We start from the raw sequence: 2,051 nt of genomic DNA, 5'->3' as shown, positions 1-2,051 counted from the left end.
GTTTGCGGGAGAGAGCAGCGAGAGCTGCCGCCGAAGGGGAAATCGCCCGAAATCTCTCAGGCAAAAGAACCGTAGACGGGAAAGACACTCTGGAAAGTCGGGGCTCACGCCCCGCGCCGAAGGTGTAAGCGCTGCCGACAGAGTTACGGGGCGCGAGTCTCTCAGGCTTCAGACAGAGGGGCACGGACTGGTCGCCATCAGCGGCCGATTGCGTGCGACTCTGGAGATGACATGACGGGCGACGAAGCCAAACACCTACCCCTCGAGGATCTGCATACGGCTGCTGGGGCGCGCTTTGGCGCGTTCGCCGGCTGGTCGATGCCGCTCACCTATCCGGCCGGCGTGATGAAGGAGCACCTTCACACCCGCGAGCATGCCGGGCTGTTCGACATTTCGCACATGAAGCTGTTCCTGGTCAGCGGCCCGGGCGCGATTGCGCTGCTCGACCGCGCCTGCCCGCTCGATGCCGGCGCGCTCGATATTTCCCAGTCGAAATACACCTTCTTCCTCAACGAGGCCGCCGGCATCATCGACGACCTCATCATCACCAGGCTTGGCGACGACCGCTTCATGGTCGTCGCCAACGCCGGCAACGCAGCCGTCGACGAGAAGCACCTGCGGGCGCTGGCCGGGGATTTCGAGGCAAAGGTGGATGCGCTCGACCGCGTCTTCCTCGCCGTCCAGGGTCCCGAGGCCTGGGCCGCCCTTGCCCGCGCCGGCATCGAGACCGGTGCGCTGCTGTTCATGCACGGCATCGAGCCGCGCGAAAACTGGTTCATGAGCCGCTCCGGCTATACCGGCGAGGACGGTTTCGAGATCGGCTTGCCGGAAGCGGATGCGCGGGACCTGGTCGCGACATTGCTCAACGACGAGCGCGTGCAGTGGATCGGCCTCGCCGCCCGCGACAGCCTGCGGCTGGAGGCCGGGCTCTGCCTGCATGGCCAGGACATCACCGAGGAATTCGATCCGGCCAGCGCCGGATTGATGTGGGCCGTCCCCAAGGATATCCGTGCCGCCGGCCACTTCATCGGCGCCGACGCTCTGCGCGCCATACTGGAGCGTGGGTCGGCGCAGAAACGTGTCGGACTGAAGCCGGACGGCCGCCAGCCGGTGCGCGCGGGCGCCGCGCTTTTCGACGCCGCCGGCAATGCGGCTGGCCATGTCACCTCCGGCGGCTTCGGCCCGTCGGCCGGTCATCCGGTCGCCATGGGCTACGTCAACACGGCACTCGCCAGGCCCGGAAGCAAACTTTTCGCCGATGTGCGCGGGACGAAAATCCCGATCGATATCAACCCCTTGCCTTTCACACCTCATCGCTACCGCAAAGGATAATTCCCGATGGCAAAGACCTATTTCACCGAAGACCACGAATGGCTCCGTGTCGAAGGCGGCGTCGCCACCGTTGGCATCACTGACTACGCGCAGGAGCAGCTCGGCGATCTCGTCTTCGTCGAACTGCCGGAAGTCGGCCGCAAGCTGGCCAAGGGCGACACCGCCGTCGTGGTCGAATCCGTCAAGGCCGCGTCGGATGTCTACGCACCGGCCGACGGCGAGATCACCGAGGCCAACACCTCGCTGTCGTCGGATCCGTCGCTGGTCAATTCGGCCGCCACGGGCGACGGCTGGCTGTGGAAGATGAAGCTCGCCAATGAAGGCCAGCTCGACGGGCTTCTGGATGAAGCTGCCTACAAGGCCCATATCGGTTGAGAGCAGGACAGTTACGATGACCGCAGCACCCTACCCCTTCTCGGCCCGCCACATCGGCCCCGGCCTCAATGATGTCCGAGCCATGCTGGCCGTAATCGGCGTCCCGTCCGTCGAGACGCTGATCAGCCAGGCCGTGCCGAGATCGATCCGCCTCGACCAGCCGCTGACGCTGCCCGCGCCGGCCAGCGAGGCCGAAGCACTGGCCGAATTGTCGGCGACGATGGCCAAGAACACGGTGCTGAAGAGCTTTATCGGCGCCGGCTACCACGGCGTCCACGTGCCGCCGGTCATTCAGCGCAACCTGTTCGAGAACCCGGCCTGGTACACGGCCTACACGCCCTACC

At 65.6% G+C, this 2,051-nt stretch carries 2 protein-coding genes, 1 pseudogene and 1 riboswitch; all 3 genes and pseudogenes read left to right on the top strand.

The window, feature by feature from the left end; translation table 11 throughout:
• Positions 1-82: riboswitch (glycine riboswitch) on the top strand. This riboswitch is flagged as partial in the annotation.
• A 149-nt stretch (positions 83-231) separates the two neighbouring features.
• The gene (gene gcvT, locus EOA33_RS33610; protein ID WP_127407572.1) at positions 232-1,332 is read left to right on the top strand and encodes a glycine cleavage system aminomethyltransferase GcvT; all 1,101 of its coding nucleotides are present in this window, start codon (positions 232-234) and stop codon (positions 1,330-1,332) included.
• A 6-nt stretch (positions 1,333-1,338) separates the two neighbouring features.
• Complete coding sequence (gene gcvH, locus EOA33_RS33605) at positions 1,339-1,707, top strand: glycine cleavage system protein GcvH (protein ID WP_126054278.1); 369 nt, start codon at positions 1,339-1,341, stop codon at positions 1,705-1,707.
• Between the two features lie 16 nt (positions 1,708-1,723).
• A pseudogene (locus tag EOA33_RS33600) lies at positions 1,724-2,051 on the top strand (glycine dehydrogenase (aminomethyl-transferring)); the annotation flags it as partial.

Origin of the sequence: Mesorhizobium sp. M4A.F.Ca.ET.050.02.1.1 (genome assembly GCF_003997725.1) — a bacterium.
GTDB lineage: Bacteria > Pseudomonadota > Alphaproteobacteria > Rhizobiales > Rhizobiaceae > Mesorhizobium.
The sequence above is the reverse complement of the archived record's forward strand: the minus strand, read 5'-3'. Positions and strand labels throughout refer to the sequence as shown.

Excerpts from the sequence above, each read along its gene's own strand:
- gcvT (WP_127407572.1), top strand. The coding sequence starts at position 232 with ATGACGGGCGACGAAGCCAAACACCTACCCCTCGAGGATCTGCATACG.
- gcvH (WP_126054278.1), top strand. The coding sequence starts at position 1,339 with ATGGCAAAGACCTATTTCACCGAAGACCACGAATGGCTCCGTGTCGAA.